Annotated in this window: 3 protein-coding genes and 5 pseudogenes; 4 read left to right on the forward strand and 4 right to left on the reverse strand. The window is 64.5% G+C overall.

Annotated elements, in window-relative coordinates:
* Positions 1 to 160: 160 nt before the first annotated feature.
* Positions 161 to 433, forward strand: a pseudogene (locus JF781_RS27005) (transposase); the annotation flags it as partial.
* On the opposite strand, the gene JF781_RS27010 reads toward JF781_RS27005, so the two are convergent.
* Genes JF781_RS27010 through JF781_RS27020 form a run of 3 tightly spaced genes read right to left on the reverse strand, consistent with a single transcriptional unit; the run spans position 426 to position 4,214 of the window.
* Complete coding sequence (locus JF781_RS27010) at positions 426 to 887, reverse strand: DUF6262 family protein (protein WP_007172469.1); 462 nt, start codon at positions 885 to 887, stop codon at positions 426 to 428. The pseudogene JF781_RS27005 and the gene JF781_RS27010 overlap by 8 nt on opposite strands.
* Positions 877 to 3,162: a tyrosine-type recombinase/integrase gene (locus tag JF781_RS27015; protein ID WP_225325992.1), complete on the reverse strand. Its 2,286-nt coding sequence runs from the start codon at positions 3,160 to 3,162 to the stop codon at positions 877 to 879. Before JF781_RS27015 ends, JF781_RS27010 begins: the two co-directional genes overlap by 11 nt.
* Complete coding sequence (locus tag JF781_RS27020; protein ID WP_033717226.1) at positions 3,132 to 4,214, reverse strand: tyrosine-type recombinase/integrase; 1,083 nt, start codon at positions 4,212 to 4,214, stop codon at positions 3,132 to 3,134. Before JF781_RS27020 ends, JF781_RS27015 begins: the two co-directional genes overlap by 31 nt.
* A 132-nt stretch (positions 4,215 to 4,346) precedes the next feature.
* Between JF781_RS27020 and JF781_RS27025 the strand changes: the two are divergent.
* The 3 pseudogenes from JF781_RS27025 to JF781_RS27035 form a co-directional block, all read left to right on the forward strand.
* Positions 4,347 to 4,966 (forward strand): annotated as a pseudogene (locus tag JF781_RS27025) (DDE-type integrase/transposase/recombinase); the annotation flags it as partial.
* 223 nt (positions 4,967 to 5,189) lie between these two features.
* A pseudogene (locus JF781_RS27030) lies at positions 5,190 to 6,065 on the forward strand (transposase); the annotation flags it as partial.
* 210 nt (positions 6,066 to 6,275) lie between these two features.
* Positions 6,276 to 6,456 (forward strand): annotated as a pseudogene (locus JF781_RS27035) (integrase core domain-containing protein); the annotation flags it as partial.
* A gap of 75 nt (positions 6,457 to 6,531) precedes the next feature.
* Here JF781_RS27035 and JF781_RS27040 read toward each other — a convergent pair.
* Positions 6,532 to 6,845 (reverse strand): annotated as a pseudogene (locus JF781_RS27040) (IS256 family transposase); the annotation flags it as partial.
* Between the last annotated feature and the right edge of the window lie 234 nt (positions 6,846 to 7,079).

The following is a 7,079-nucleotide window of genomic DNA, read 5'->3' on the forward strand; positions in this document are numbered from 1 at the left end:
TCGGCACGGGCGCGGGGCTCTCGGTTCCCAACCAGCGCGCCAACGCGATGACCGATGCCCACGTTTCCATGACAACTGTTTTGGACCGTGAAAGAGTTGGCATGCGCGTTCAACCGCCCCGGCATGTCTGGAGACTCCATTTCTTGGAAAGGATGGAGTCATGTCAGGTGGTTTGTCGAGGAGGTACCAGCCAGAGCTGCGGGAGCGGGCGGTGCGGATGGACGCGGAGATCAGCGATCAGCACGATTCGGAGTGGGCAGCGACCAGTGAGATCGCCGGGCTACTTGGTGTTGGCACGGCCGAGGCGGTGCGCAAGTGGGTGCGCCAGGCTCAGATCGATGCGGCGCACGCGGGGATCACGACCGAAGAGTCCTCCGAGCTAAAACGACTGCGGCGAGAGAACGCCGAATTCGGAAGGACCAACGTTATCTTGGGCGGGCTCGACTGTTTGGGGGCGTGATCTGGGTGTTTGTGTCGTGGACGGTGTCCGTGATGTGGGTGTCGGCGATGCGGTTGGCGCGGAGCTGTCCGTGCAGGAGTGCGATCTGGTTTCGTAGTTGACGGTTTTCGTTGTCGAGTTCGCGGATGCGTTCGTGTGCGAGGGTGAGGCGTTGGCGCAGGGAGGCGTCGGAGCCGCGCTCGACTGGGGCAGGTGGTGCCGGCTCGGGCGTCTCCGATATGGCGGTCAGTCGGCGGAGTTGGTCGCGCAGTGCGGGCTGGGCATACAGCCATGAGCGGGAGACGCCGGCGAGGGCGGCGATCTGTGTGATAGTGCGCCGCTGGCCGGTTTCGCCGAGTTCCTGCAGGGCTTGCCGGGCGCGTTGGAGGGTGTCGGCGCGGCGGCGTTGGGCAGCGGCGAGGAGGTAGTGGCTGTTGTCATGGCGCATCGGATGGTTCCTTTCCGCAGCATGTTTCGCTGCCCGCTGCAGCGCACCGGCAGTCGCGTTGGTCGGTTTCGAGGGTGGCGATGATGGTAAGCAGGTTGGTTTCGACGGTGTGGTTCATCTCGGCCAGGCGGGTGTGGCCGTCGGTTTGAGCACGCGAGATCAACGTGCGGGTGTCATCGAGCTGCTTGCGGTGTTGGGGTAGGAATTCGGCGGTCGTGATGAACAGCGGACAAGTCAAACATGCGTTGGCGTGCGGGCACGATTTCTGTAGTGGCAGACCACAATAGCCGTTGGGCAGCGCTATTTTCGCGCGTGCAAGGTTCTGCTTCATCCACTCGCCATCGGCGAGGGGCCCGTCGACGGTGATGTCGACCGGCTCACCGTGGATGTTGATCTTCTGGGCGCGTTCCCACTGCTCTCGTATGGTGGTGTCGGCCAATCGGGCATACACGGCGGTCATGGTGTGGCTGGTGTGGTCGAGCAGGCGTCGGACCACTTCCTGCGGCACCTCATGGTTGATCCATCGTGTGGCCGCCGTGTGCCGGAACTGATGAGCGGTGATATGCGCTGGCTGACCGAGTTCATCTGTGACACCACATGTTTCGAGCCACTGCCCGAGCTGGAGGTGGAACGTCACGGTGGGAATGGGCAGCCGTCCGTCGGGGTTGGCGCTGCTGCGCGGCAGCAACACGGCGGTGGTTGGAAACCGCTGCCGGGTGCGCTCCTGCTGCGTCTGGATCATGGCGGTGAGTTCGTCGTCGATGGGCACCACCGCGTCGCGGCGCATCTTATGGTTGCGGTAGCGCAAATAGACCGCGCCCTGCGGGTCGCGAACCAGACAGTCCAGCGCCAGCCGGGTGGCGTCGCCAATGCGCAGGCCGGTGCGGATGAGGACCTCCACCAGCAGCCGGATCCGCGGGTCGCTGATCCGGTCGAGGTTGGCCGGGCTTTCCAACTGGCCCATGACGAACTCGGGAATCGCCCGCGGTGCCGGTGTCTCGTCACGGCGGGGCTGGTCGCTGGGATACAGCTGCGCCTCGGCCGGCAGCGATGCCCACCGGTGCTGGCGAACGGCATTCAGAAACCCGGTCACACAGCCGATCTCGGCGCTGCGGGTCTTCGGTTGTGGGATCTCAACGGCCAGTCGAGCCAGGTAGGCCTCCAGCGCTGCCCGCTCGAGCGCACCCGGGCCCGACGAGCTCGCTAGTCCGGGCATGAACTGCGACAAACGAACGAGCGCGAGGCGATCACTGCGTAGCTGCCCCAGCCCGACTCCGCACGACATGCGCCACCGGCACCATCGTTTGGCCAGCTCTCGAAGCCAGACTGGGTGCACCGCAGTGAAATCCAGTTTGGCCCCGTCATGGCCGGAAACACCGAGCCGCCGTAGCCGCCACACGTCACGCTGGTATTCGCTGTCCCAGCCGGTCCCGTCGCGCAAATCGAGCACGCACTCGATCGCGTAACCGAGGAACGCGCGCGGGGTGTTGACCGACGCCGCGGCCGGCAGCCCGGCCAGCCAGTCGGCCAGCGGACGATCCAGCAGCGACTCGGCCCCGGTTGCCGACAAGTGGTCCAGCAGCGGCTTGATCGATCGCGGTGTGGTGCGGGTTCGGTTCAGGTCGACGCGGCATTGCAGCGCGTAGCCGATCTCCAGCCGCAACTGCGGCCGCAGCGGCCGCAAGTCGAAGCGATCCTCGCCGTAGCTGGCGCAGTAGGCGATGAACTCCGCCGCCGACGGGCGACCACGCAGCCGCCACCGCCGGTGGTGGGAATGACACCACCCGGCGTCCAGTTCGGCCCACAACATGCACCCCGGGATGGCGCACACCGCTGCCGGCGTGCCGGCCACGTCCGGCTTCCACCGATCCACCACTGGGCGTCCGGCCTTGTCCCAGGCGTGGGAATGCGTGTAGCACAACCGATACCGATGCTGCCCGAAGCCGCAACCGGGCACCAGGCACGATTGCAGCGGCCGGTACCCCATCACCTCTGGATCAGCGGTCGCCGCCCACGCCCGTCGGTCATCCGGGCGACCCGCCTTTCTCCACCGGCCCAGATGGGCCGGGCAGAGCCCGGCGTAGCGACTCGAACGCACACACCCGGGCACCGCGCATGCCGGCGACCCGAGAATCGGATCCGCGACGGCGGGCACCAGCACCTCGACCCGGAACTCCGCACGCACCGCTGCGCCCAAACGCGCAACCCAGCCGGGCTCAATCGGCGGCGCCAGCACCTCGACGCTCACCACGACCCATCCCGGTCCGCCAGCCACCCCGCGGCCACCAACGCGCGGCGGGTGTCCTCGACCTTCAGATGCGCGTACGCGTCACTGGTCGTCGCGATCGACGCGTGCCCCAACAGATGGGCCACCACCTCGACCGGCACCTGGCGGCGCAACAACTCTGTCGCATACGAGTGGCGAAAAGTATGCGGCCCGAACATGATTCCGGTCCGCTCCCGCAATCGGCAGACCAAATCGTAGACGCTGGCATACGTCAACGGATACCCAATAGGACCGGACCACAAGTTGACGAATACGTAATCGCTGTCCAGCTCGCCGTACTCGCCATGCAGATAATCCGCATACAGCCGGATCACCGCGCCCGGCACCGGCACCTGGCGACCCCCGCCCTTGGCTCGGGCACGATTCGTATTCACCCTCGGCACCACCGTCACCAGCCGAGCAGCCGCATCGATGTCGCTGTGCCGCAACCCCAACGCCTCACCAACCCGCAGCCCGGATGCAGCCAGCAGAGAAAACAGGAACCGATCCCGCAGCCGATCACAGGCCGCCACGATCGCCGCGACCAGTTCCGTGTCCAGCGTGTCCGGGATGCGCCGCTGGGCCCGTAACCGGATCCGCCTGCTGCGCTCCGGTCGAGATCCCAGGTGCGCCAGCAGTGGTCGCCACGATCCACCATGTCCCTTATGCCGCTGCCAGGTCGTCAACAGATCACCCAGGTCCACTCCGTGGCGCTGATGGAATTCATAAAACGCCGAGATTGCCGATAGCTTGCGGTTCACCGTGGCCTCCGAGCACATGCTCTCCGCCGTCGGCAGCGCTGACACATTGCCCACTCGCCCCGCCGCGGGTAGTCGCAGCCACGCCACGAACCGGCCCACCTCCTCCAGTCGCACCCGCGACCACACCAGGCCGCCCCGATCGAGGAACTCGAACCAATCCCGCAGATCATGGGCATAGGCCTTGACCGTGTTCGGTGAGCGCTCGATCGCGTGCAGATGCGACAAGAACGCCTCGACCGGCTCCACCACCACCGCATCCTGATCCACCAGCGTCCACGATTCGCGGTCGCCGAACGGCATCACCACCGACTGCACCCGCAGCCCAGGACTCGTCACAGACACCGAAGATAACTGGTCCACAACGCATTTCCCGGCATCTCCGAACGCGTGTCGTCTACATGGTGAACAGCTTCCTCACGGCCTCAGATAACCAATGCGATTTTCAAGACGGCGTCGGCTTTCTCCGCGGCCGAGCTCGACCTGCCAACACACTAATCACCCAGTTCATCGCCGATCATCACGGTCACCGCGATGGCCCTGATGGTTTGCGGTGGGGTGTCGAGTCGATCTGCACACAGCTGACCGAGCTGGGTATGCCGATCGCCCCATCGACCTATTACGACCACATCAACCGCGAGCCCAGCCGCCGCGAACGCCGTGACGACGAACTCAAAGAACAGATCAGCCGGCTCTACGCCGCCAACTACGGCGTGTACGGTGCCCACAAGGTGTGGCTGGCGCTCAACCGCGAGGGCACTCCAGTGGCCAGATGCACCGTCGAGCAGGGTTTGCCTACGTCGCTTTCGCCACCGACGCCTACGCGCGGCGGGATGCTGGGCTGGCGGGTCGCTTCCACGATGGCCACCTCGATGGTCCTCGATGCGATCGAGCAAGCCATCTAGAACCGTCAACAAGAAGGTGTACTGATCTCAAAGACGTTGTCCACCAGACGGATCGGGGATCGCAGTCAATACACCTCGATCAGGTTCAGCGAACGGCACGCAGAAGCGGGCATCCAGTCCTCGGTCCGAGCGGTCGGCAGCTCCTATGACTGTGAGAATGTTGGCGGCTGTCTGGTCGCCTGACTCGTGTTATGACTGACCCAGCGGTATGGGTGTCCTGGCTGTTGATCTGTCGTCCAACGGGCGGTCGTTCCACCTCGTGCTGACCGAGCGGGCAGTGACCTCATAGAAGCCTGACCACACCAGGTCCCATCGCAGTCCCGTCACCCGACCGGCCAGCCTCAACAACCCGCTGAAGGTCGCAATGACAAGCATGGCAACCACACCTCGCCGCGGTCGAGTCGTGATCGGTGTTGATACCCACAAGTTCGTTCATGTCGCCGCCGCGTTCGACGACTTCGGCGCGGTGCTTGACACCGGAACGTTCCAAGCCGACCGCGCCGGCTATGCCGAGCTGATCGAATGGGCTAGCCACCCGGGCCACATCCTGACCTTCGCCATCGAAGGCACCGGCTCCTACGGAGCCGGCCTGACCGCAGCCGTGCGTCGCAGCGACATCGGTGTCGTGGAGGTAATGCGCACCGACCGGCGCGACCGGCGGCTGCGCGGCAAGTCCGACTTCCTGGACGCCGAAAACGCCGCCCGTGCCGTGCTTGGTAGCCATGCCACCGCCACCCCGAAGACCGCCGATGACACCGTGGATATGATCCGACAGATCAAAATCGCCAAAAATATTGCGGTCAAAGCCCGTTCGGCAGCGATGATCTCGCTGAAGACGGTCATCGTTAACGCCCCAGACGAGCTGCGTGAACAACTGCAGCCCTTGTCCAAGATGGCCCTAATCCGCCGCTACGCCGGCCTGAGGCCAGCTGGCATCAGCACGGTCGAAGCCGCAACCAAGCACACCCTGCGCTCGATCGCCCGCCGCTGGCAGCATCTCAACGAGGAGATCACTGAACACGAGAAACTACTCGCCCAATTGGTCACCGAGATCGCGCCAGAGTTGACCGCAGCATTCGGCATCGGCGCCGACACCGCCGCCGAGATGCTCATCGTCGCCGGCGACAACCCCGACCGGATCCGTATTGAAGCCGCGTGGACCAAGCTGTGCGGCGTGTGCCCGATCCCAGCCTCCACCGGCAAAACCGTTCGCCACCTGCTCAACTGGGATGGCCACCGCCAGGCTAATGCGGCGATCTACCGCACCGTCATCGTGGGCATGCAACACCATCAACCCACCCAGGCGTACCTCGCAAGACGCACCGCCGAAGGCAAGTCCAAGGCCGAAATCATCCGGTGCTTAAAACGCTTCCTTGCCCGTGAGATATGGGCCTCGTGCATCCACTGCGCACCACTCCACAAGCCGAAAAACCAGCCGCTTGACGGATATAGGAGCATCAATGCACTAGCCGAGACGGTCAACGGCCTGTACAAGACCGAGCTGATCAAGCCCGGCAAGCCCTGGCGCTCCATCAAGGACGTCGAGCTGGCCACCGCACGGCGGATCGACTGGTTCAACCACCGTCGCCTCTACGAATACTGCGGCGATATCCCCACCAGTTGAACTCGAAGCCGCCTATTGCACTCCACGCCAGAGACCAGCCGCTGGCTGAAATCTCACATCAGAAAGTCTCCGGACTCACCGGGGCGATTCAGGTGGCGGACAGATCCCTGCCGCCGAACGCGGCGACTTCGTCTTGCCACTGGGCGGTCAGCCGGGTAATCGTGGCTGCCGACAACCCGGCCCCCGACCCAGGAACTGCTCCAGGGCTCCGGCCTGAAATCCCCGCTGGACGCCCATGCAGGTACAGCAACGGCAACACCTCGGCCATCTGCGGCGACTTACGCGCTTACGCCGGCACGATCGTCGACGAGAACCGCTGCCGCTCAACGGTATCGGGATCAATACGTTTGTCATTGACCCGCGGGGCCTGCACCTTGACCGCCCCCCCGCGGTCAGCACGTCGCGGGGCTAGCGTTGCGCACCCTGTCGCTTCGCAGTACTGTAACGCCCGACACCCTGTACTGTCAGTATCCGAAACTAGAAGTTCGGGGAAAAGGTAACCTTCGTGGTCGACGGGGGCACAGGCTAGATATATAGGGGGTCGTGACCACTATGAGTGCACCGAGTGGGGTCTCGGTATCCGAGGACTCGGCGGATATGTTTCTCGGTGGGGGGAGGGCAGCAACTATTATCGTGGAT

The sequence above is a fragment of the Mycobacterium sp. WUMAC-067 genome (genome assembly GCF_020217485.1).
Taxonomy (GTDB): Bacteria; Actinomycetota; Actinomycetes; order Mycobacteriales; family Mycobacteriaceae; genus Mycobacterium.